Raw genomic sequence first — 21,269 nt, forward strand, 5'->3', positions numbered from 1 at the left:
AACGACCGCAACGACCGTGACCGGGGCGGCCGTTCCTTCGACCGTCGTGACGACCGCCCCGGCTTCCGCCGGGACGAGCGCGGCGGGCACCGGGGCAGCGACCGTCCGTTCAACCGCGACCGCCGTGACGACCGCCCCGGCTTCCGCTCCGCCGGTCACGACCGCCCCTTCGGCCGTCGTGACGACCACCGCGGCACCGGCTCCTTCGGCCGCCGCGAGGACAAGCCGCGCTGGAAGCGCAACGGCTGACGCCGGGTGAGCTCGGCCGAGTGACCCGAGAAGGGCCCGTACGACACCGTCGTACGGGCCTTTTTTGGCCATAGCATGACGCATGTCACGCCCCAGGTGAGGGAATTGCTGGGGGCATGACAGAAGACGCGAGAGCGAACGGGGCGCACGGCCTGTCGGACGAGGAACGGCTGGCCCAGCTCGGTTACACCCAGGTCCTCGCCCGCCGGATGTCGGCGTTCTCGAACTACGCCGTCTCCTTCACGATCATCTCGGTGCTGTCCGGCTGCCTGACGCTCTACCTCTTCGGCATGACCACCGGCGGCCCGGCGGTGATCACCTGGGGCTGGGTGGCCGTCGGCCTGATGACCCTGTTCGTGGGCCTGTCGATGGCCGAGATCTGCTCGGCGTACCCGACCTCGGCGGGCCTCTACTTCTGGGCGCACCGCCTCGCGCCGCCCCGCTCGGCGGCGGCCTGGGCCTGGTTCACGGGCTGGTTCAACGTGCTGGGCCAGGTCGCGGTGACGGCCGGCATCGACTTCGGCGCGGCCTCCTTCCTCGGCGCGTACCTGAACCTCCAGTTCGGCTTCGCGGTGACCCCGGGCCGTACGGTCCTCCTCTTCGCCGCGATCCTCGTCCTGCACGGCCTGCTGAACACCTTCGGCGTGCGGATCGTCGCGTTCCTGAACGACGTGAGCGTGTGGTGGCACGTGCTCGGCGTGGCCGTCATCGTCGGCGCGCTGGCCTTCGTCCCCGACCACCACCGGTCGGCGTCCTTCGTGTTCACCAAGTTCGTGAACGAGACCGGCTGGGGCTCCGGCCCGTACGTGGTCCTCCTCGGCCTCCTGATGGCCCAGTACACCTTCACCGGCTACGACGCCTCCGCGCACATGACGGAGGAGACCCACGACGCGTCCACGGCCGGCCCGAAGGGCATCGTCCGCTCCATCTGGACGTCCTGGATCGCCGGCTTCGTGCTCCTCCTCGGCTTCACGTTCGCGATCCAGTCCTACGACAAGGAGCTGGCCTCCCCGACCGGCGCACCCCCGGCGCAGATCCTCCTGGACGCCCTGGGCGCCACGACGGGCAAGCTCCTGCTCCTGGTCGTGATCGGCGCCCAGCTCTTCTGCGGAATGGCCTCGGTGACCGCCAACAGCCGGATGATCTACGCCTTTTCGCGCGACGGCGCGCTGCCCTTCTCGCGTGTCTGGCACACGGTCAGCCCGCGCTCGCGCACCCCCGTCGCCGCCGTCTGGCTGGCCGCCCTGGCCGCTCTCGCCCTGGGCCTGCCCTACCTGATCAACACGACGGCGTACGCGGCGGTGACGTCGATCGCGGTGATCGGCCTGTACATCGCGTACGTCATCCCGACCTTCCTGCGCGTGCGCAGGGGCGCCGCCTTCGAACGCGGGCCGTGGCACCTGGGCCGCTGGTCGGGGGCGATCGGAGTCGTGTCGGTCCTCTGGGTCGTGACGATCACGATCCTCTTCATGCTCCCGCAGGTCTCCCCGGTCACCTGGAAGACCTTCAACTACGCCCCCGTCGCCGTCCTGGTCGTCCTCGGCTCCGCCGCGACCTGGTGGCTCGCCTCGGCCCGCCGCTGGTTCCTCACCCCGGACCGCGCTCCCGCCCCGCAGACGGCCGAAAAGTGACCATCGCGCCCTTTCCCTCCCCCGCGACGCGGCCGGTCCACCGATACCCGATCGGAGACACGGCCGCGTCCGGCTATGCTCGGACAGGCAACATCGCCTGGGCCCTTAGCTCAATTGGCAGAGCAGTGGACTTTTAATCCATTGGTTGTGGGTTCGAGTCCCACAGGGCCTACCGGTGGCGGGGGAGGGGAACAGCCTCTGACCTGCTACGCAGCGCCTGAGTCGGCTTCGGTCGGGTCGGGCGCTGCTTCGTTCTCAAGCCATTGCGTGAGCGATGCGTGAGCGGATGCGCTCGCGGCCTGCGGATCGGGGGCCGCTGGGGCGGACGCATCAGCAGCCGCCGGACGCGACCGGGGGATCAGCTTCGCTGCCTTCTCGGCGATTTCACGGTCCAGCTCAGGGAGCAGGCTCGTGTACGTGTCCGAGGTCAGCGTGATCGTGGAGTGCCGGAGCGTCTCCTTGACCGTGTGGATGTCGCCGCCGCCTCCGTGCGTGAGCGTCGCGGCAACGTGGCGCAGGTCCCGCAGGGTGATGGGCGGCAGGTCGGTCGTGGCGAGGATGCGGCGGAAGGTATCCGAGAGCGTCTCCGGGTGGAGCCAGGAGCCGTCCTCCTTGGTGAACACCTTGCCGGTGTCCTGCCAGGCGGGGCCCCACTGGGCGCGCTCCTTCTCCTGACGGGCCTTGTGGTCCCGCAGGACGGCGATGTTCATGCCGTCGAGCGCGATGGTGTTCGCGCTACCGTCCGTCTTCGGCTCGGACTCGTAGGGGTCCCAGCCGTCGACCACGATCTCCTTGGCGGGTGTGATGAGGCCGGCGTCGAGGTCGATCTCGTGCCAGTCCTGGCCGACCGCCTCGCCGCGGCGGAGACCGCGGGTACCCATGAGATGGAACGACGCATACAGCCGGTCGCCCTCAGCTGCATCGAGGAAGACGCCGAACTGCTGTGGCGTCCACACCATGACGGGCCCGGGGATCTCGCCCGTCTCGCGCCACCTCCGGACTCGCTCGTCCGTCCACAGGAGGGGCTTCGGGCGCCTGCCTGACTCCAACTCGACGTGGGACGCCGGGTTGAAGGTGATGAGCTGCTGTGCGATGGCGGAGTTCAGTGCCGCGCGGAGGGTGCGGCGGATCGCCTGCCGGGTGGCCGGGCCGGTGATCTTCCGGAACGGCTTCATCTCGGCGAGCTTGGCCCGTTCGGCCGCGAGCAGCTTCCGCTCGGCTCCTACGGGGCGGCCGGGCTTGCTCGGCTTGCATCGGGCGATCTGCTCGCGGCGGGCTTCGTTCTCGGCCGCGATCACTTCATTCTCGTCGGCTATCGCGTCGAACATCTCCACCAGGTGGCCGACGTTGAGGCGGTCGAGGCGCACGTGGCCTATGCGCGGCTTCAGGTGGACGCGAATGTGGGAGGCATAGCCGTTCAGCGTGGTCTTGCGGCGCTTCTTCGCGGCGAACCACTGGTCGAGCCACTCGCCGACGGTGAGGCTGCCGCGCAGCGGGAGACCGCCCCTCAGACTGCGCCGAGTCTCCTCGATGGCGGGCAGTGGGGCCTTCTCGACCGCGACTTCCTCCAGCATGGTGACGAGGCGCTGGAGGCTGTCCGGGTCGTCCTTGTCCGCCAGGGCGAGCAGGGAGCGGACGTGGTCGAGGTCTGCCTGAGCGTCCTTAAGGCTCTCGTAGCCCGTGCGGCTGAAGGAGCGACGGGTGCCGTCTTCTTGGGGCGGCAACTCCTGGCGTATGGAGTAGTAGCCGTGCTTGCGGCTGGAGAGCTTCGGGCAGTTCTTGCCGAGCGGCTTGGCGGTCTTGGGATCACGGCAGTAGCAGCGGCGGTGGGTGGAACCCTTCAAAGATCGTTCTCCTCGGTGGTGCTGTCGTCGGATGGGTCGACGTCGGCGAGTTCGGGTGGCAGGTAGGGGAGCAGGCCGCGGTCGCGGCGGATGAAGGAGCGGGCTACGCGGAGGCGTTGCTTGGCCTGGTCGATGCGCTCCAGGCAGGTGGCCTGGTCTCGCAGGGCCTCCGCTCGCTCCGCTGCACTGGTTGCGTGCTCGACGGCGTATTGCGCGTAGCTTTCGCTGGCCATCGCGGCCTGCGCTTCGCCGAGGGCCTGAATGTGCTCGCGCTGGTAGCGGAGCATGTCGCGGTCGGCGAGGGAGCCGCTGTCCTGGGCGATGAACCAGACCATGGCCTCCCACGGAGCGATTCGGTGCTCGTACGGGAGCCGCTGGACCTCGGCCACGTAACCGATCGGGTAGATGAGGCAGATCGGGTTCGTGCGCAGTGCCCTGGCCAGGACCATGACGTCGACCAGGGGCAGGTTGGCGCGGCGGCCGGATTCCATATTGGCGATGACGTTGCGGGGGATCGGGTGACCGATCTCCTCGCACCGGTCGGCGAGGTCCTGGGCGCTCATGCGCAGCTCCTTCCTTCGGCGTCTGACTTCGGCGGCCACGGTGGCCATGACGTGGTCGACCCACTCGGGGACGTCGTCCTCGTCGTCGTATCCAGCATCAGAATCGCGTTGTGTCATGAAGACACATTAGCTTCGTCATCCTTGATTTAGTGGCCTGGAGCCGGACGTGATCAGCGCGTTCGCCGAGGGCTCAGTCATGGATGGAGTGCGTATGCGCGAAAACGACCCTGCCGAGCGGGCGAAGGGTATGAGCAGGCAGGAGCTGCTGGGGCTGCCGGTGTCCGTTGACCTGGAGACCAGCAATCGTGCCTTGGGGCTGGGGCGGAGCAAGGGGTACGAGCTGGCCAAGCGCGGCCAGTACCCCTGCAAGGTGCTCCGTCTGGGCAACGCTTACCGGGTCGTGACCGCCGACCTGCTGAACCTGCTGGGCTTGGCCGCGTGAGGGGTCGGGTCCGTAGCAGATAGTTCTGCGCTGAGCTGACACAGAATCGCTGGACTGTGCCAGGGGGTGGACGTACTGTCCGTGTTCCCTCAGGGAACGGAAGGAGCCCCCGGCGGCGCAACGCCGGAGGCTCCAGCAACCCCGAACGGCCCTGGAAGAACCAACCCGGCGGCAAGGGCGCGCAAGCCCGACACCGCCAGACGAGGAGCTGCCCTGTGCAACATGCGGGATCCGAGCCCTATTCCAACTCCAACGAGCCTTCGTGGCCGCCGGTCGCCGTCCCCGGCCAGCCCGGCCACCACGCCGGCGAAGCGCCTACGTCGGCCAACGACGGTGCGCCGGGCCCCACTTCGGCGGACATATCCGCCGAGGAGGTGGTGCCGGATCCGGAGCCGACCGCCGGCTCGGCGCTGCTGGACGAACTGCGTGCCCAGATAGCGCGGTTCGTGATCCTGCCCTCGTCAGAGGCGCTGGACGCGGTCACGCTGTGGGTGGCGGCGACGCATCTGCAGCCCGCGTGGCAGCACGCGCCGCGTCTGGCGGTGGTGGGTCCGGCGAAACGGTGCGGCAAGTCGCGGCTGCTGGACGTGCTGACCGAGACGGTCCACGAGCCGATGCTCACCATCAACACCACACCGGCGGCCATCTTCCGGTCGATCACCGAGGAGAACCCGCCCACGCTCCTGGTGGACGAGGCGGACACCATCTTCGGCACCCCGAAGATGGCCGAGAAGAACGAGGAGATGCGCGGCCTGCTCAACGCCGGCCACCAGCGCAACCGGTACGTCACCCGGGTCGTGGGCAACGACCACACCCCGCACCGCTTCGCGACCTTCGCCATGGCGGCCATCGCGGGGATCGGCGACCTGCCCGACACGATCATGGACCGGGCGGTGGCGATCCGCATGCGTCGCCGGGCCGAGGTCGAGAAGGTCAAGCCCTTCCGCTCCCGCCGCGACATCCCGGCCCTGCACGATCTGCGTGACCGCATCGCCGCCTGGGCCAGGCCGCTGCTGGACGAGGCCGCGAACCTGGAGCCGGAGATGCCGGTCGAGGACCGCGCCGCGGACACCTGGGAGCCCCTGGTCATCGTCGCCGATCTGGCCGGTGGACACTGGCCCAGGCTGGCGCGCCTCGCGTGTACGCGGATGGTCGCCGCCGAAGCGGCGGCGGAGGACCACCCGAGCGGGGCGCGGATCCTCGCCGACATCCGCCGGGTCTTCCACGCCCAGCGCGAGGTGGACAGCCTGTCCACCGAGGAACTCCTCCACCACCTGCGCCAGGACCCCGAGGCTCCGTGGGCTGAGTGGGGACGCGGCGGGCTGACCGCCCGCGAGCTGAGCAGGATGCTCCGCGAGTTCGAGATCAAGCCTGGCAACGTGCGCATGGCCGACCGGACTCAGCGCAAGGGGTACATGCGCAACAAGTTCCTCGACGCCTGGCGCCGGTACTGCCCCGCCGTCCACCCCGCCGACGCCGACACCACCCGCGGCAAGGACTGAGGCCCGCCCTCCCGGTTGCCGTACTTGCCGTCCCTGCCGTGATCTCGCAGGTCACACGGCCTACAGGCAAGACGGCAACCGGGGTCAAGACGGAAACGCGATCATCAATCGCGCCTCTGCCGCCAAGACGCCGTCCGTATCCGTCTTGCGCCGTCCACCGCCGTCCTGCCGTATCACCGCAGGTCGCAGCCCTGCCTCTCGGGACGGAATACGCAACGCCACCGTCCCGACCGGGGGCACGGCCACACCGACACCAGGCCCGCCAGTACGGTCCCGCGCTTGTTCCGTCTCGGAACAAGACGTCGGCAAAGCCTGCCAGGACGGAGGGCCGAAGCGGTCGCCGTACCCACTGTGACCTGCGCCTGCAACGGCCAAGACGGCAAAGACGCACCACACCACTACCCCAGGAGTACCCCGCTTGAGGATCCCCCTCATATCCCGTCGCCGTGACCGCCCGCCGCTGGACGACCAGCCTGGTCAGGAGCAACCAGCGAAGACGAAGCTCACTGCGGAGCAGTACGTGCTCCGCACGGCCGGCATCGTCATCGTGGCCCTGACCGCCGGTGCGTTCTGGCTCTCCTATGCACACCTGGCCGAGGTCGCTGCCCAGCACGGACTCCGGGACTCGCCGACCCGCCGATGGGCGTGGCCCGCGACGCTGGACGCGTTCATCGTCGCGGGTGAGCTGCTCATGCTCCGTGCGGGCCTGCGCCGCGTCACCGACAAATGGGCCATCGGCGTCACCGTCATCGGATCATTCGGCTCCATCGGGCTCAACGTGGCCGGGGTGACTGGCACTCGCGAAGTCGGCAGTGTCCCGTTGCTCGACTACGTGGTTGCTGCGGTTCCACCCGCCGCCGCGATGGTGGCCTTCGGTGTGCTGATGCGGCAGATCCACGAGCTCGTCGCGCAGCCTGTCGACCACTCGGCCCCCGATTCAGCGCAGGTGCCGGAAGCACCCGCCGTCACTTCCGTCCAGCCTGCCGAGGCGCCGGTCATCGCGGTCGGCCAGTCCGGCGAGGCTCCGGTCGAGCACGTCCGGCCTGCCGGTCTGCTGGTTGAGCCCGGCCAGGCCACTGAGCCGTCGGCCGCCGTATCCGTCCAGTCGCCGGAATCGCCCGCCGACGCTGCAGCGGGCAAGTTGCGCGGTGGCCGTCCGCCCGGCGCCCCGCTCCAGGTACTCGTGGAGATCGGCCGGGCTGCCGCCGCTGAGCAGGGCAAGCTCACCCGGGCCGTCGTCCGGACGGCGGTTGAGGACAAAGGGCTGACGGTCGGCAGTGAGCGGCTGACCGAGGTGATGGAGATCCTCCGCACCGAACTCGAAGGAGCAGCCGAGACCGACCGGCCCGGCGGCTGACCGGAACTGCTGCCGGGTGACCGGAACCCTTCCGGTCACCCGGCCTGCCGTACCGCCCCCAAAAAAACGCGTGGTCGTCCACACCTGTGGATGGGGCGGCAGCCGTCCGAACTCCATCCGATCTCCGCCGTGACCCGTACGCCCTCCCCACCCCTCTCCGGAGAAACCGTCCATGACGCACGACCCGAACGACCCCGAGAACGCCCCCGACGAGATGCCGCAGCTGACGAAGTCGCCTACGTTGATGGACCGTTGGCGCCGCGCGTTTGGACGACCTGCCCCGGGCGGAGCCAGTAGTACCCCGAGTCCGACTCAAGGCCGGTCTTCGGGGGTCTCCGCCCCGGGGGTGGCGGAGACGGCCCAGCGCCAGGGGGCGCCGGACCGGGGGGTCGGGGCCGAGGGCAGCCCCGACCCGGACACGCTCCATGCCGTCCAGCACGAAGTGCTCCAACCCGCCCCCGCCGCCGAGACTGATGCCGGCGAACCGTCCGAGCAGAGCGTGCAGCCCACGATCCGCCGTTTCACCGGCACCAAGCGAGTCGTCCGCGTCGGCCCCCTGCGTTTTACCAGCGACGAACACACCCAGCTCCAGGAAGCGGCCGCCGAGCACGGCTACAAGGGCGACTCCGGCTTCGCCGCAGACATCGTGCTCGCTTTCGTCACCGGCCGGTTCACCGCCAACCTGCCCCTGTCCGAGGATCGCCGCCGCACCCACATCTTTCGCGCCCAGGTTTTGCGCCAGCTCAACCGGATCGGCGTCAACGTCAACCAGATCGCCCGCGCCCTCAACAGCGACCTCACTCCCCCCGACATCCGCCAGCGCCTCGCCGATCTCCACCAGCTGCTGGAGCTGATCGCCGAAGCTCTGCGCGAGCCCGTCGATCCGGAGACGGAGGCAGCCGCGTGATCGCCGCCATCAAACCGGCCGGGTCCAACACCCGCGGTCTGCTCGCCTACCTCTACGGGCCTGGCCGCCAGGACGAGCACCTCGATCCGCACATCGTGGCGGGATTCGCCATGCTCGGCATGCCCGACCCCGGCCGCGACGAAAACGCCACCCTCACCGAACTCGCCCGCTACCTCGACGAACCCGTCCGGCTGCGCAACGGCGAGTTCGGCAAGCAGGTGACCGACCACGTGTGGCACTGCCCCGTCCGTGCCGCCCCCGAGGACCGCTACCTCTCCGACGCCGAGTGGGGCGAGATCGCTCAGCGCATCGTCCAGGCCGCCGGCATCGCCCCCGCCGGTGACGACCTGGCCTGCCGCTGGATCGCCGTACGCCACGCCGACGACCACATCCACATCCTCGCCACGACCGTCCGCGAAGACGGCCGCCGCCCCAAACTTCACGACAGCGGCCTCCGCGTCGGCGACGCCTGCCGCGAGATCGAGAAGGACTACGGGCTGCGCCAGTTGAAGAAGGGCGACCGCACCGGCACCCGCCGCCCCACCCAGGCCGAGATGCACAAGGCCGAACGCCTCGGCTGGGACCAGCCCAGCACCGAGCGGCTCCAGGACCGCATCCGCGCCGCCATCCCGCACGTGACAGGCGCCGAGGAATTCATCGCCTACCTCGAAGCCAGCGGCGTCGAGGTCCAGGTCCGGCGCGGTCCGTCAGGCGACCTCCTCGGCTACGCCGCCGGCCGCCCCGGCGACGTCAACGAGGCCGGCGAGCAGATTTACCACTCCGGAAGCAAGATCTCCCCCGACCTCTCCCTGCCCAAAATCAAGGCCCGCCTCGAATCCGGCCATCCTCAAGAACACCCCACCGCCCGCCGCAACCACCCCAGCACCCCCTGGCACCAAGCCACCGACGCACTCGACACCCTCCACACCGACCTCGCCGACGACACCCACGCCCAGGCCCACATCACCGCCCTCGGCGAACTCCTTGAAGCCACCGCCCAGAAGGCACCCGCCCATCTGCGCGCCGAACTCCAGGCCGCTTCCAAGGCGTTCGCCCGCGCCCAGCGCTCCCAGATCCGGGCGGAAGACCGAGCTGCCCTCGCTCTGCGCAGCGCGGCACGCGACATCGTGCACACCGCCACCGGCCCCGACGGCAGCGCCCTAGCCGCCCTGGTCGCGGCCCTTGTCTGGGCCACCATCGTCGCCGGGCGCTGGCACGAAGCGAAGAGCCACGCCCACCAGGCCGACGCGGCTCGTCAGGCTGTCCAGCACCTGCAGATGGCCGCTGACCGCGCACTCGCCCCGACGCTAGTCGAACTCACAGCCCGGCTGCCCAGGGATCAAGCCCGCCGCATTCTCGCCAATGATGTACGGGCAGCTGCGCCCGACCACGCCGAGCGGATCCTCACCGACCCGGCTTGGCCGGCCCTCGCCACCGTTCTTGCCGACGCCGAAGCTCGCGGCCACCAGCCTCACCAGCTCCTCAAGGAGGCCGTCGCCCAGCGCGAGTTGACCACCGCGCGCCAACCCGCCCGTGTCCTGATAGCCCGCATCCAGCACACCGGCCGGAACCCGGTGGCCAACCGCCTTGCCGAGGCCGCCCGCCTGAAGTCGACCATGGCAGGGTCGATCCCTGCCCAGCAGACCCGGAACGGTCAGGCTCCAGCGGTGACTACGTTGCGTCCTCAACAGTCGCACCGACCGAGCCGGTAGCCGCCGTATGGGTTCGCTACGTACCCCGCGGCTTCGCGACGGAGAGTCGGCGGCTTCAAGCCAACGTCGTCTCGAATCCGCCCCGCGCCCTTGACGGCCCCCTAACCCTTCGGAACCGTCGCACGCAAGAACGCGCAACCCGCTTGATCCGGGAGGGCATCGTGGACCTACAGTTCATCGGAATCGACCCCAACACCGGCGGCGAGGGTTCGCCGACGGTGTGGGTGGAAGAGGAGACGGCCGACCTGGTCCTGCAGGGCATCAAGGCCGAGGAAGCGCTGGAGGCACTGATCAGCGGTACGGAGTGGGTGGCCGGGCACGCGGTGGGGATCCCCACCCACGAGACGGTGATCCGCATCCCCGCCCGCCTGGTGCCGATTCTGAGGGAGGCGTGTGATGTCGCAGAACGGCGTGCCGAGCTTCGCTGAGCTGCTGGCCGACACGCGCCGCAGCGCGGTGCATCTGGAGATGCGCGACGTGTACGGCGTCGGTGACGAGGCCGAAGAGTTCGAGCAGTTCAAGCGCACCGGCCACGTCGATCTCGACCCGACGGCGCGGTGGTGGCCCCAGTGGCTGGGCACGGTGCGCGAAGCCGTCGCCCGCGGCGTGGTGATGCGCCGCGCCCGGATTGTGTCCGAGCCCGTGACGGACTACATCCGGTGGGAGCACGCGGCCACCTCGCTGAATGTCGACGCGGGTGAACTGGTGCGTTGGCTGCCCCGCCGCCGGGCCGTGGACATCGCCCTGCCGGGAGCCGACTTCTGGCTGTTCGACGACCGCTTGGTGCAGTTCAACATCTTCACCGGGGCCGGTGACTGGGCGGATCCGCCCAAGGAATTCAGCGAGGACCCCACCGTGGTCAAGCTCTGCTCCGACGCCTTCGAGGCCGTATGGGAGCGTGCCGTCGACCACGAGAAGTACACCGTCTGACCCGCACCTCACCCTCATGCCCGCCTCCCCCTCGTCCAGCGCTCAGGCAGCCCGTGAAGCGCTCGCCGTACGCCTAACGCACCTACGCAAAGACGCCGGCCTCACCGGGAAGGAGCTGTCCGCCCGGTGCGGCTGGCACCCTGCGAAGACCACCCGCATCCAAAAGGGCGAGGTGCAGCCCACCGACGGGGACATCCGCGCCTGGTGCGCTGCCTGTGGAGTGGTCGGCCAGGCCGACGACCTGATCGCCACGGCCCGCGCCGTCGACTCGATGTACGTGGAGTGGCGCAGGAGCCACCGGACCGGCATGCGCAAGACGCAGGAGGACATCAACGACCGCTACGCGCACAGCGGCGTCACGCGCGCGTACGTCTCCAACGTCGTGCCCGGCTTCTTCCAGACACCCGCGTACGCCACGGCCCTGATGGAGGCCATCACCGACTTCCAGGGAACCCCCAACGACATCTCCGAGGCCGTCGCGGCCCGCGTCGCCCGGAGCCGGTTCCTGTACGAGGGCGGCCACCGGTTCGTCGTGCTCATGGAGGAGTGTGTGCTGCGCTATCGGGTGGGCGACGCCGAGACGATGGCGGGACAGCTGAGGCATCTGCTGACAGTGATGCCGCTTCCTTCCGTCTCGCTGGGCGTCATCCCCTTCACCGCGCAACGGACGATGTGGCCGCTGGAGGCGTTCTACCTCCATGACGGCACACGCAGCGTCGTGGAAACCCTCACCGCCGAGGTCAACGTGGTGCAGCCGCGTGAACTCGCCGACTACCGCAAGGCGTTCGGGGAGCTGACGAAGATGGCCGTCCACGGCAACGCCGCCCGGGCCTTGATCGAGTCGGCGATCACCTCCCTGGGATGACGTTGCGCAATTCTCCGCAATTTCGTTGAGGTCAAACTCCGGCTCTCCGTACGGTCGTTGGCGTCGCCGGGCAGGTCCAGGATCCCCTCGGCGGCAGTGGAGGAGTCCCGCTCATCCCCCATTGCGAGCGGAACATCCCAGCCCCGAGGAGACGACCCCGTGAGCGTCATGACCAGACCCACCGCAGTCGGACCGCCCGGCTACACCGAAACCCTCCCCTGCGAGCCCGAGACGGCCCGCCGTGCCCGGCGCCTTGTCTCGGGCGCGCTGAACACCTGGGGCATAGCCGAGTTGGCGGATGCAGGCACACTGATCGTCTCCGAGCTGGTGGGCAACGCGGTCCGCCACACCTCGTGCCGTCTGGTCCGGGTATCCGTCCGGCGGGTCACGGACGATCTCGTTCGGATCGGCGTCACCGACAGATCCCACGCCCTGCCGAGACTGGATCTGGTCGCCGACGGCGATGAGACGGGGCGCGGTCTGGTCCTGGTCGACGCGCTCTCGTACCGATGGGGCTACGACGAAATGCGCTGGGGCAAGACCGTCTGGGCGGAGCTGGCGGTCTCACCGTGCTGACCGTACGGCTACTGCCCGAAGACGAACTGGCGGGCGTCGCCGATCCGGAGCGGTGCGTCGAGCTGGCCGTCCCCCGCCGCATCGAGGACACGATCACCGTCCGCGCCCTGCGCCTGACACCCGCCGACCTCGTACGGCTCCGCATGGAAACCGATCTGGCCCTGGCGGACATACGCACCGAAGCCATGCACGCCGAGGCCACCTGGCGTCAACGACTCGCGCAATGGCACGCGGACGGGCGTACCGCCGTCGAGGCCAATGAGCTGGATACGGCTCTGCTCTCCCGTGTCCTGCACGGCCTGCGGGCCTCCTTGTAGCACCCACAGACCCCGACCGGCGTACCGAAAGGGAACCCCGGACGGAACGGCGCGCGCTCGTGTCCGCCCCAAGCGGGCCGGAGCCGCTCCAGATCCGCGCTGCCAAGAAGCGGCACAACGGATCCGTTCAAGACCTCTCGCTCCGGCTGAGCGGGAGGAAGCCCAGAGAACAGGAGTGCACGATGCCCGAGAACACCGTCATCCAGCCCGTCGAGGACGGTCTGATCGTCTCCCGGAAGTCCATCGCCGCCGCCCGCTCCCGTGCCGAGCAGCCGTCCGACGGCGGCTCGACCGGCGTTTCCGACAGCAACGACTGAGCGGAGCCGACAGAAGTGACCGCCTTCTCGCAGGTGGTCGAACGCCTCGGTGGGGACTTGCCCACCGGGGCCTTCGGCCGCACGTACCGCATCTGGCGCGGTGTCGCCGACTTCTCATCCCTACTGACGTGGGACGACCTCAACGCGGCCATCGGCAGGGGACGTCTCGAACCGCCTCGCTTCCGCCTGCACCGCGATGGGGAACTCATTCCCTGGCAGCAGTACGCCACCGCCGTCACGACCCGCAGGAACGTGGTGTGGCAGCGCATCCAACCCTCGCGGCTGCACGATCAACTCCACGACGGCGCCTCGCTGGTCCTGGACGCTGTGGACGAACTCCACGAGCCCGCCGAGCGCTTGGCGCAGGTCCTCGAAGGGGTGTTCCGGGGCCGTGTCCAGATCAATGTGTACGCCTCCTGGACCGCGACGGAAGGCTTCGGCACCCACTGGGACGATCATGACGTCATCGTGGTCCAGCTCGAAGGGGCCAAGCGGTGGCGTCTGTACGGGCCGACCCGGATCAACCCGCTCCACCGCGACACCGAAGCTCCGGAGCCTCCGGCAGACGAGCCCATCGAAGAAGTCGTCCTGCGCGCCGGCGACATGCTGTACCTGCCCCGGGGCTGGTGGCACGCGGTGGCGGCCACCCAGGGACGTTCCCTGCACCTGACGTGCGGGCTGCAGACCACGACCGGCGCGGACCTGGTGGGCTGGCTCTCGGACCGGCTGCGAACCTCGGAAACCGTACGTGCGCACTTGCCCGTCTTCGCCTCGCCGCAGGAACAGGCTGACTACCTCGAACTCCTCCGCAAGGAAGTCGCGGACGCCCTCCACGGCGGCGCGATCGCAGACTTCCTCACCGCGCGGGACGCCATCGAACCGGGCCGCACCATGTCCTCCTTGCCGTTCCTCGACGCCGTACCGGCGCGCGCCGACCTGCTTGTCCGGCTCACCACCGCCCGAGCCCAGCTCACCGAAAATGACCACGACTACGTCGTGTTCCTCGCCGGCGGCGAAGAGTGGACGTTCGCCCCACCTGCACGCGCCGTGCTGTCCCCGCTCCTCGACGGCTCCCCAGCACTGCTGGGGCATCTCGCGGAAACGAGCGGCCTCACCGTCCAGCAGGTCGCCGGGCTCATCACCGAACTGGTCAACGCGAACGTCGCGGCGGTGAGCGAGCGGTGAGCCCCGACCTCGCACTGGGAACGTACCGGTGCCGGGACATCCCGCAGGCGGCCGCCCACGCGGCCGCCTGCGGGGCACTCTGGATCGACACCGCCCCGAACTACCACCACGGCCAGGCCCAGACTCAGCTCCGCCCCGTGCTCGCGGGGAACCCGGATCTGCGAGTGTCGACGAAGGTCGGCTTCCTCACCCCCGACATTGCGACAGCCGCGAGCGATGCCCAAGTCCTCACACCCGCGGAGGCTGCGACAGGTCACTGTCTCACCGACCGCTACGTCACCTGGCAGAGTCGACGCAACACTGCAGAGCTGGGCCGCAAGCCGGACATCGTCTTCGTCCACAACCCCGAACGAGCCGTACGCCCCCACGACGCCATCGCCGAAGCATTCACCGCACTCGAAGCCGAGGCCCGCGCCGGACGGATAGGTGGCTATGGCGTCGCCACCTGGACCGGCTTCGAAGACGCGTTCAGCGTCGCTGACCTGCTTGCGATCGCCACACGCTGCGGAGGTCCTGGCTATCACATGATGGCCATCCAACTCCCCGCCTCGCTGGTCATGCTCAAGCCGGTCGCGCAGGTCCTGGACGGCACCGGCCCTCTCGCCGAGGCGACCGCAGCCGGCGTGGACACGTTCATTTCCGCGCCCCTGCACGGGGGAGAACTCCCCACCATGGTCACCGACGAGCTCGCCCAACTCATCGACCCTGGCACGACCCCGGCCGAGGCCGCGCTACGGGTGACCGCGTCCACCCCAGGGGTGAAGCACATCCTCCTGGGATCCGGGCGCGCGCAACACTGGAAGGCCGCCGAGCGCGTCCTCACGCTGCCTCCGCTCCCGGACAAGACCCTTCACGAGGTGATCGATGTTCTCGGCGCCTGACGACGCCACCGCCCAACGCATGCGTACCGCCAGGGCTTTCGCGTGCAATACGCTCACGCTGACCGACCTCGCCGAGAAACCCATCTGGGGCTACGCCGGCCGGACCCTCTCTGGCGCCGTAGCCGGTGCGCACGGCACCGGCTGGCTGCGCGTCGTCGCCGAGCGTCCCGACAAAGCGCACGGGAAACTCTGGGACGGCCCCAAGACCGCCCAGGAACTGCTGCCTCCCGAGATTCCCCGCCCCGCCCTCCACCACGTCCACGACTGGCAGGCGGACGACTGGGCGTACCGGGCGGAGCTGTACCAGCGCACGGACGCCACCGTCATCTCCCGCTCACCGGTCCTCGAACACGATCCGGCCCTCCCCGAAGCATGGTGGGCGCAACTGCGGACCGCACTCGACTCCCTCGCTGAAGCCCCCAGCGACCGCATCGCCGTCCGCGAGGAGTACATCCGGCGAGCCGTCCCCCAATACACCGGCCGTGACGTCGGTGAGATCGCATGGGCCACCGCTCACGGCGACTTCCACTGGTCAAACCTCGGCGGTCCCGACCTCACCATCCTCGACTGGGAAGGCTGGGGGCGAGCCCCGATCGGCTTCGACGCCGCCCAGCTCTACCTCTACTCCCTCCACACTCCCGCAACGGCCGCTCGCATCCGTCGGACCTTCGCACATGTCCTTGACACCCCGGCCGCACGCGTGGCAGAACTGACCATCTGCGCCCAGGTTCTCCAGGCCGCCGATCGCACGCCGTTCTACCGGGAGTTGGCGGGGCCGGTGAAGGAGTACCTGGACGCCACATACGAAAGGACGGGGTGAGAGTGGCGACGCCTTCAGTGCCTGTCCTAAACCGGCTTGGTGGGCAGCAGCGGGCTCTACGCCGGCGTGGTGTCCGAGGACGCGGGGCGGGCCGAGGAGTCCACTTCCTGGGCTGCTCGCCCCCACTGCACCATCTCCACCTCCTCCCCGGGCCGGAAGACCCTGAGCGTCTGCTCCAGAGAGTGGGCGTGATGCTCTGCGCGGATGCGGACCCGGCCCGCGCGAACCAGTTGTCGCCAGTCTCTGAGAATGACCCTCAGCCAGGTCTAGTTGACCCCTCTGATCACCCTGCGCGGCTCTACTGCGGCGCGCAGCTGCGCAGGATGGACGCGATCAGGTCGTCCAGGCCGTGCTCGGTCACCTCGGCCGGCAGCATGCCGCTCACCGCCAGTCCGGCGTAGCCGTGCAGCGCCGCGAAGACCGGTAGCGCAACGCGTTCCAGCTGTCCCTCGCGCACTTCGCCCCGGCGTTGCCCGTCGCCGATCAGCTCCAGCAGTTGTTCGGACCACTGCTGGGCGGCCGCGCCCAATGCCTCCGACGCCTCCGGGCTGTGCTTGACCGAGAACATCAGGTCGAGCAGCGCGGCGTTGGCCACGGCGAAGCCCACGTAGGCGCGGGCCGCGGCATCCATCCGGGCGGCGAACGCCGCACCGACGCCTTCCTGCGAGGCTGCCAAGGTCTCGGCGAGCCGCTCGAACCCGGTCAGTGCCAGGGCGTCCAGCAGTGCCTGCTTGGTCTTGAAGTGGCGGTTGGGTGCGGCGGGGCTCACCCCGATCTCTCGGGCCAGCTCGCGCAGGGACAGCGCGCCCGATCCCTTCTCGCGCAACGTCTGCTCGGCCCGTGCGAGGAGCGCGGCGGGGAGGTCTCCGTGGTGGTAGGGGCGGTTCTTCATGCCCTCAGCCTAGCCGGGCGTGAGCGACGCCTACATTGTTTATGTTGCCTACATTGTAATCAGTGTATACATTGGAGCCATGGCAAAGAACACGCACACCCAGCCCTGGAACACCACCGACATCCCCGACCAGACCGGCCGCACCGCCGTCGTGACCGGCGCCAACAGCGGCCTCGGCCTCGCCACCGCCACGGCCCTGGCCGGCGCGGGCGCGCACGTCGTCCTTGCCGTACGGGACGCCAAGCGCGGCGAGACCGCCGCCGCGACGGTGAACGGCAGCGTTGAGGTCCGCCGGCTCGACCTGGCCGACCTCTCCTCCGTGCGCGAGTTCGCCGCCGGCTGGCACGGTGACCTGGACCTGCTCATCAACAACGCCGGCGTCATGAACGTCCCCGAGGGCCGCACCAAGGACGGCTTCGAGACGCAGTTCGGCACCAACTACCTGGGGCACTTCGCCCTGACCAACCTGCTGCTGCCGCAGATCACCGACCGTGTGGTGTCCCTGTCGTCCACCGCGCACAAGTCCCCGGGCAGCCCCCGCATCCACTTCGACAACCTCGACCTGACCGGCGAGTACGACCCGATGACCGCCTACAGCCAGTCCAAGCTGGCGATGCTGCTGTTCACCCTGGAACTCCAGCGACGGCTCACCGCAGCCGGCTCGCCCGTCCGCGCGCTGGCCGCCCACCCCGGCTGGTCCGCCACCAACCTCCAGGGCAACGACGCCAGCACCCTGCGGCGTCTCCTCTGGCGCCTCGGCAACAAGTTCATCGCCCAGGACGGCCCGGCGGGTGCGCTCAACCCCCTCTACGCGGCCGTCCAGGACCTGCCCGGCGGAAGTTTCGTCGGCCCCGACGGCATGTTCGAGATGCGTGGCACCCCCTCCCTGGCCGGCCGCTCGGCGGCGGCCAGCGACCCGGCCGCCGCCCGCCGCCTGTGGACCGTCTCCGAAGAGCTGACCGGCGTCACCTTCCCGGAGGCGATCGCGGCAGTTCAGTCCTGAAGCCGTGGCCGGCCCGTCGGGTCGGCGGTCCTGCGGTGGTACGGGTGGCCGCACTGGGGCGCTGGTCCGGCCAACCGGTCGGTGACATGCCGACAGAAGAACTCGGGGGCGTCGTCAAGTCTCTCGACGAGATGCGCGCGAAGACCCAGTCGCTCTGAACCGAATCCCGATCAGTCAGCACCGACAACCACGTCGCGCGGCTCGACTGTCCACCTCGCTCTGTCTTCAGGGCACTTCACGATGGAAGGAAGGCCGAACCATGCCCGAAAACGTAGTTGTCGTCGGAGCCGGACAGGCCGGCAGTGAGCTCGCAACAACGTTGCGTCAGCGCGGCTGGAGCGGCGGCATCACCCTCATCGGGGACGAGGTGAGCCCGCCGTACCAGCGTCCGCCACTCTCGAAGGGCTTCCTCCTCGGAAAGCTCTCCCGGGAGAAGCTCTACCTCAAACCTGCCGCGACGTACGAGCGCTTCAACATCGCACTGCGGCTGGGCACATGGGCGGAAACGATCGACCGGGCGGCGAAAGAACTCGTCGTCAGCGACGGCAGCCGACTGCCGTACGACAAACTCGTCCTGGCGACCGGAGGCCGCGCGCGCCGCCTGACACTGCCGGGCGTCGACGTGGACCAGCTCGACAACCTCTTCACCCTGCGCCGGATCGACGACGTCGACGCGCTGCGCCCGCACTTCGTCCCCGGCCGCAAGCTCGTCCTCATCGGCGGTGGCTATGTCGGCCTGGAGATCGCCGCCGTGGCCACACAGCTCGACCTCGACGTCACCGTCGTCGAGGCGGCTCCTCGACTGCTGGCGCGCGTGACCGGGCCGGAGGTGAGCGGCTTCCTTGAGGACGTTCACCGCTCCCACGGCGTCCGCTTCCGGCTCGCCGCCACGGTGGCCGACGTGGCCGTGGACGCGTCGGGACACCGGGTGACCGGCGTGGAGGTGTCGGCCTCCGGGGTCGTGGAGCGGCTCGACGCCGGCCTCGTACTCGTCGGAATCGGCATGGAGCCGAACACCCACCTGGCCTCCGCAGCAGGTCTGGAGGTCGACAACGGCATCGTCGTCGACGAATTCGCACGCACAAGCGACCCGGACATCCTCGCCATCGGCGACTGCGCCAACCAGCCCAGCGCCTACGCCGGCAGGCGCATCCGGCTGGAGTCGGCGCCCAACGCCATCGAGCACGCCAAGGTCTGCGCAGCGACCATCCTCGGCCGACCGCAGGCGTCCACGGCAACGCCGTGGTTCTGGTCGGAACAGTACGACCTGAAACTCCAGATGGTGGGCCTGTCAGCCGGCCACGACCGGTGCATCACCCGCGGCGGCACGGGCACGGCCATGTCCGCCTTCTACCTCACGGGCGACAGGATTGTCGCCGCCGACGTCATCAGCCGGCCCGCCGACTTCGCCACCGCGCGACAGCTCGTCACCAGTGGCCGGCCCGTCGACCCCGAGCGACTGGCCGACAGCGAGATCCCCCTGGCCCAGGCAGCACTCTGATCCCGGCCGCGCCCACGGCGCGGTGACTGCTCCGTGGGCCCGACGACGAGGCCCGCAAAAGGGCCGCCTGTTCATGAAACACACCCACGCAAGGAGAGGCAGTTCCACCATGCCCAAGATCACCTTCATCGAGGACGACGGCACCGAGCACGCCGTCGAGGCAGGCGCCGACGAGTCGGTCATGCAGGCCGCGATGGACAACCTCGTCCCCGGCATCGTCGCCGAATGCGGCGGCTACGCCAACTGCGCCACCTGCCACGTCTACGTCGACCCGGAGTGGGCCGACAAGCTGCCTGCACCCGAGGAGGCCGAGGAAGTCATGATCGAGGCCGCCTTCGACGTCCGGCCCACAAGCCGACTGTCCTGCCAGGTCCAGGTGACCGAGGACACCGACGGCCTGATCGTGCAGCTCCCCGCCTCCCAGACCGGCGCCTGACCCGCCCATTCCTTCCCGCACCACCCTGACGAGAAAGGTGACACGATGACCACAAGCTCCACGATGGGCATCCCCGCGCACGTCCCGGAAGACCGCGTCGTCGACTTCGACTACCTGCGGCCGACCGGCATCGACGAGGACCTGCACCTGGCCTGGAAGAACGCGCAGGACACCCTGCCCGGCATCTTCTGGACCCCCCGCAACGGCGGCCACTGGGTCGTCACCCGCGCCGACGCCATCAAGGCAATCCAGCTCGACCACAAACGCTTCTCGCACGCGCGCCTCACGATCGGAGGCGAGTACGTGCGCGAGGGAGCCGTCGTCCAGATGGACCCGCCACGGCACGCCTCGTACCGGATGCTCATATCTCCCACGTTCTCCCCCAAGGCTGTCGCAGCCCTGGAGCCGATCGTGCGGGAGACCACGATTTCGATCGTCGAAGAGCTGCGTCCCAAAGGAGAGTGCGAATTCGTCGGTGACTTCGCCAAGATACTGCCCGTCGTCGTCTTCCTCGGCACCGTCGACCTGCCGCTGGAAGACCGCGACTACCTCCTGCCGCATGCGGAGAAGATGCTCCGGCCGCGCGATGCGCAGGAACAGCTCGAAAGCCACACGGCCCTGGCCGAGTACGTCGCCCGAGCCCTGGCCGCCCGGGCCGAGCAGCCGGGCAGCGACCTCCTCAGCAAGATCGTGACGGCGAAGATCGATGGCGAGCCCATCGCCTTCGAGGCGGCCGTGGCTCTGTCCCAGGTCGTCCTGGCCGGCGGTCTGGACACGGTCGCCTCGATCCTCGGCTTCGTCATACGGTTCCTCGCCCTGAATCCGGGACACCGACAGCAGTTGATCGACGACCCCTCCCTCGTGCCCAACGCCGTAGAGGAACTCATCCGCCGCCACGGGCTCATCAACACCGCCCGGCTGATCACGCAGGACACCGAGTTCCAGGGGATGCAGCTCAAGGAGGGGGAGCAGATCCTCGTCCCCAACCACCTCTACGGCCTCGACGAGCAACAGGTCGACAACCCGCTCGTCGTCGACTTCACCCGGCCTCATCCCGAACAGCACTACGCCGCCTTCGGCAACGGCCCCCACAGGTGTCCGGGCTCCTTCCTCGCCAAGACCGAACTCACGGTCTTCCTCCAGGAATGGCTCGCCCGGATCCCGGACTTCGTCATCAAGCCCGGCACGACCCCGCGCATGGCATCCGGCGCCGTCAACACCACCCACGAGCTCCACCTCGCGTGGGACACCGACCCCCGCTGACCCACCGCTCAGCCAACCCCGCCGGGAGATCAGCGCCATCACACCGGTCCTCCGGCACCAAGAACTCAGGAGCGAT

The 21,269-nt window shown here is 69.2% G+C and carries 22 protein-coding genes, 1 tRNA gene and 1 pseudogene; 21 read left to right on the forward strand and 3 right to left on the reverse strand.

Annotated elements, in window-relative coordinates; genetic code table 11:
• The 3 genes and pseudogenes from BIV23_RS34200 to BIV23_RS34210 all read left to right on the forward strand — a co-directional run.
• Positions 1-249 (forward strand): annotated as a pseudogene (locus tag BIV23_RS34200) (DEAD/DEAH box helicase); the annotation flags it as partial.
• A gap of 116 nt (positions 250-365) precedes the next feature.
• The gene (locus BIV23_RS34205) at positions 366-1,880 is read left to right on the forward strand and encodes an amino acid permease (RefSeq protein ID WP_071384884.1); all 1,515 of its coding nucleotides are present in this window, start codon (positions 366-368) and stop codon (positions 1,878-1,880) included.
• A 99-nt stretch (positions 1,881-1,979) separates the two neighbouring features.
• Positions 1,980-2,052, forward strand: a tRNA-Lys gene (locus BIV23_RS34210).
• Between the two features lie 34 nt (positions 2,053-2,086).
• Here BIV23_RS34210 and BIV23_RS34215 read toward each other — a convergent pair.
• Both BIV23_RS34215 and BIV23_RS34220 read right to left on the reverse strand, forming a co-directional pair.
• On the reverse strand, positions 2,087-3,724 hold the full coding sequence (locus tag BIV23_RS34215) for a site-specific integrase (protein WP_071384885.1): 1,638 nt from the start codon (positions 3,722-3,724) through the stop codon (positions 2,087-2,089).
• Positions 3,721-4,404, reverse strand: coding sequence for a helix-turn-helix domain-containing protein (locus BIV23_RS34220; protein WP_071384886.1), 684 nt, complete (start codon positions 4,402-4,404; stop codon positions 3,721-3,723). Before BIV23_RS34220 ends, BIV23_RS34215 begins: the two co-directional genes overlap by 4 nt.
• Before the next feature lie 94 nt (positions 4,405-4,498).
• Between BIV23_RS34220 and BIV23_RS34225 the strand changes: the two genes are divergently transcribed.
• The 14 genes from BIV23_RS34225 to BIV23_RS34285 all read left to right on the forward strand — a co-directional run bounded on the left by BIV23_RS34225 (position 4,499) and on the right by BIV23_RS34285 (position 16,098).
• A complete protein-coding gene (locus BIV23_RS34225) occupies positions 4,499-4,729 on the forward strand; it encodes a hypothetical protein (RefSeq protein WP_071384921.1) in 231 nt (76 codons plus the stop codon).
• Positions 4,730-4,944: 215 nt separating this feature from the next.
• Complete coding sequence (locus BIV23_RS34230; protein ID WP_071384887.1) at positions 4,945-6,231, forward strand: DUF3631 domain-containing protein; 1,287 nt, start codon at positions 4,945-4,947, stop codon at positions 6,229-6,231.
• Between the two features lie 520 nt (positions 6,232-6,751).
• Complete coding sequence (locus BIV23_RS34235) at positions 6,752-7,588, forward strand: DUF2637 domain-containing protein (protein WP_079173589.1); 837 nt, start codon at positions 6,752-6,754, stop codon at positions 7,586-7,588.
• A 346-nt stretch (positions 7,589-7,934) separates the two neighbouring features.
• Positions 7,935-8,495 carry a MobC family plasmid mobilization relaxosome protein gene (locus BIV23_RS34240; RefSeq protein ID WP_071384888.1) on the forward strand — a complete coding sequence of 187 codons (561 nt, stop codon included), beginning with the start codon at positions 7,935-7,937 and terminating at the stop codon, positions 8,493-8,495.
• Entirely contained in the window at positions 8,492-10,207 is a 1,716-nt protein-coding gene (locus tag BIV23_RS34245) for a relaxase/mobilization nuclease domain-containing protein (protein WP_071384889.1), read from the forward strand. Before BIV23_RS34240 ends, BIV23_RS34245 begins: the two co-directional genes overlap by 4 nt.
• 161 nt (positions 10,208-10,368) lie before the next feature.
• A complete protein-coding gene (locus BIV23_RS34250; protein ID WP_071384923.1) occupies positions 10,369-10,635 on the forward strand; it encodes a hypothetical protein in 267 nt (88 codons plus the stop codon).
• Positions 10,604-11,137 carry a DUF6879 family protein gene (locus BIV23_RS34255; protein ID WP_071384890.1) on the forward strand — a complete coding sequence of 178 codons (534 nt, stop codon included), beginning with the start codon at positions 10,604-10,606 and terminating at the stop codon, positions 11,135-11,137. Before BIV23_RS34250 ends, BIV23_RS34255 begins: the two co-directional genes overlap by 32 nt.
• A gap of 16 nt (positions 11,138-11,153) precedes the next feature.
• Positions 11,154-12,002, forward strand: coding sequence for a helix-turn-helix domain-containing protein (locus BIV23_RS34260; RefSeq protein ID WP_071384891.1), 849 nt, complete (start codon positions 11,154-11,156; stop codon positions 12,000-12,002).
• 168 nt (positions 12,003-12,170) lie between these two features.
• The gene (locus tag BIV23_RS34265; RefSeq protein ID WP_071384924.1) at positions 12,171-12,578 is read left to right on the forward strand and encodes an ATP-binding protein; all 408 of its coding nucleotides are present in this window, start codon (positions 12,171-12,173) and stop codon (positions 12,576-12,578) included.
• Entirely contained in the window at positions 12,572-12,895 is a 324-nt protein-coding gene (locus tag BIV23_RS34270) for a hypothetical protein (RefSeq protein WP_079173590.1), read from the forward strand. The genes BIV23_RS34265 and BIV23_RS34270 overlap by 7 nt, the downstream gene beginning before the upstream one ends.
• Positions 12,896-13,077: 182 nt before the next feature.
• Positions 13,078-13,212, forward strand: a complete 135-nt coding sequence (locus BIV23_RS53340; protein ID WP_281250185.1) for a hypothetical protein — start codon at positions 13,078-13,080, stop codon at positions 13,210-13,212.
• Positions 13,213-13,227: 15 nt separating this feature from the next.
• The gene (locus BIV23_RS34275) at positions 13,228-14,397 is read left to right on the forward strand and encodes a cupin domain-containing protein (RefSeq protein WP_071384892.1); all 1,170 of its coding nucleotides are present in this window, start codon (positions 13,228-13,230) and stop codon (positions 14,395-14,397) included.
• The gene (locus tag BIV23_RS34280) at positions 14,394-15,278 is read left to right on the forward strand and encodes an aldo/keto reductase (RefSeq protein WP_071384893.1); all 885 of its coding nucleotides are present in this window, start codon (positions 14,394-14,396) and stop codon (positions 15,276-15,278) included. The genes BIV23_RS34275 and BIV23_RS34280 overlap by 4 nt, the downstream gene beginning before the upstream one ends.
• The gene (locus BIV23_RS34285; protein ID WP_071384894.1) at positions 15,262-16,098 is read left to right on the forward strand and encodes a hypothetical protein; all 837 of its coding nucleotides are present in this window, start codon (positions 15,262-15,264) and stop codon (positions 16,096-16,098) included. The genes BIV23_RS34280 and BIV23_RS34285 overlap by 17 nt, the downstream gene beginning before the upstream one ends.
• Before the next feature lie 298 nt (positions 16,099-16,396).
• On the opposite strand, the gene BIV23_RS34290 is transcribed toward BIV23_RS34285, so the two are convergent.
• Entirely contained in the window at positions 16,397-16,990 is a 594-nt protein-coding gene (locus BIV23_RS34290; RefSeq protein ID WP_071384895.1) for a TetR/AcrR family transcriptional regulator, read from the reverse strand.
• Between the two features lie 79 nt (positions 16,991-17,069).
• Here BIV23_RS34290 and BIV23_RS34295 point away from each other — a divergent pair, with 79 nt between their 5' ends.
• The 4 genes from BIV23_RS34295 to BIV23_RS34310 all read left to right on the forward strand — a co-directional run bounded on the left by BIV23_RS34295 (position 17,070) and on the right by BIV23_RS34310 (position 21,193).
• Entirely contained in the window at positions 17,070-17,993 is a 924-nt protein-coding gene (locus BIV23_RS34295; RefSeq protein WP_071384896.1) for an oxidoreductase, read from the forward strand.
• A 259-nt stretch (positions 17,994-18,252) separates the two neighbouring features.
• Entirely contained in the window at positions 18,253-19,494 is a 1,242-nt protein-coding gene (locus tag BIV23_RS34300; protein ID WP_071384897.1) for an NAD(P)/FAD-dependent oxidoreductase, read from the forward strand.
• Positions 19,495-19,603: 109 nt separating this feature from the next.
• The gene (locus BIV23_RS34305) at positions 19,604-19,930 is read left to right on the forward strand and encodes a 2Fe-2S iron-sulfur cluster-binding protein (protein WP_071384898.1); all 327 of its coding nucleotides are present in this window, start codon (positions 19,604-19,606) and stop codon (positions 19,928-19,930) included.
• Between the two features lie 45 nt (positions 19,931-19,975).
• The gene (locus BIV23_RS34310; protein WP_071384899.1) at positions 19,976-21,193 is read left to right on the forward strand and encodes a cytochrome P450; all 1,218 of its coding nucleotides are present in this window, start codon (positions 19,976-19,978) and stop codon (positions 21,191-21,193) included.
• Positions 21,194-21,269: the final 76 nt, after the last annotated feature.

The organism is Streptomyces monashensis (genome assembly GCF_001866665.1).
Lineage (GTDB): Bacteria > Actinomycetota > Actinomycetes > Streptomycetales > Streptomycetaceae > Streptomyces > Streptomyces monashensis.

Coding starts and splice junctions, on each gene's coding strand:
- BIV23_RS34305 (WP_071384898.1), top strand. CDS start 19,604: ATGCCCAAGATCACCTTCATCGAGGACGACGGCACCGAGCACGCCGTC.
- BIV23_RS34310 (WP_071384899.1), top strand. CDS start 19,976: ATGACCACAAGCTCCACGATGGGCATCCCCGCGCACGTCCCGGAAGAC.
- BIV23_RS34295 (WP_071384896.1), top strand. CDS start 17,070: ATGGCAAAGAACACGCACACCCAGCCCTGGAACACCACCGACATCCCC.
- BIV23_RS34300 (WP_071384897.1), top strand. CDS start 18,253: ATGCCCGAAAACGTAGTTGTCGTCGGAGCCGGACAGGCCGGCAGTGAG.
- BIV23_RS34260 (WP_071384891.1), top strand. CDS start 11,154: ATGCCCGCCTCCCCCTCGTCCAGCGCTCAGGCAGCCCGTGAAGCGCTC.
- BIV23_RS34290 (WP_071384895.1), bottom strand. CDS start 16,990: ATGAAGAACCGCCCCTACCACCACGGAGACCTCCCCGCCGCGCTCCTC.
- BIV23_RS53340 (WP_281250185.1), top strand. CDS start 13,078: ATGCCCGAGAACACCGTCATCCAGCCCGTCGAGGACGGTCTGATCGTC.
- BIV23_RS34225 (WP_071384921.1), top strand. CDS start 4,499: ATGCGCGAAAACGACCCTGCCGAGCGGGCGAAGGGTATGAGCAGGCAG.
- BIV23_RS34265 (WP_071384924.1), top strand. CDS start 12,171: ATGACCAGACCCACCGCAGTCGGACCGCCCGGCTACACCGAAACCCTC.
- BIV23_RS34205 (WP_071384884.1), top strand. CDS start 366: ATGACAGAAGACGCGAGAGCGAACGGGGCGCACGGCCTGTCGGACGAG.
- BIV23_RS34255 (WP_071384890.1), top strand. CDS start 10,604: ATGTCGCAGAACGGCGTGCCGAGCTTCGCTGAGCTGCTGGCCGACACG.
- BIV23_RS34220 (WP_071384886.1), bottom strand. CDS start 4,404: ATGACACAACGCGATTCTGATGCTGGATACGACGACGAGGACGACGTC.
- BIV23_RS34285 (WP_071384894.1), top strand. CDS start 15,262: ATGTTCTCGGCGCCTGACGACGCCACCGCCCAACGCATGCGTACCGCC.